The sequence below is a fragment of the Sphingomonas sp. CCH9-F2 genome, assembly GCF_001556735.1.
In the GTDB taxonomy this organism is placed as follows: domain Bacteria; phylum Pseudomonadota; class Alphaproteobacteria; order Sphingomonadales; family Sphingomonadaceae; genus Sphingomonas; species Sphingomonas ginsenosidimutans.
Genome location: NZ_LSJO01000221.1, coordinates 1 through 251, shown reverse-complemented (window position 1 = coordinate 251; position 251 = coordinate 1). Strand labels below are relative to the sequence as shown.

Here is a 251-nt window from a genome sequence, read left to right as displayed (position 1 = left end):
CATAGGCGGGCAGCGCCAGCCGGAACCGGATCGCCGCCGCACGCAGTCCGAAACCGGCCAGGCCCGCGACCCCGGCGGCCAGCCACGGGTCGATGCCGATCGTGCGCATCGCCACGTACAGCCCCGCCGCCAGCGCCGCCGCGGTCACGTACAGTTCGGGGCGCATCAGGATCGACGGCTCGCCCGCCAGCACGTCGCGGATGATCCCGCCGACGCAACCCGTCATCACCCCCATCAGCGCGGCGGGCAGC

The 251-nt window shown here is 74.5% G+C and carries 1 protein-coding gene; it reads right to left on the bottom strand.

Annotated elements, in window-relative coordinates:
- The coding region (locus AX685_RS06595; RefSeq protein ID WP_197418512.1) for a trimeric intracellular cation channel family protein at window positions 1-251 on the bottom strand (251 nt) is incomplete at both ends.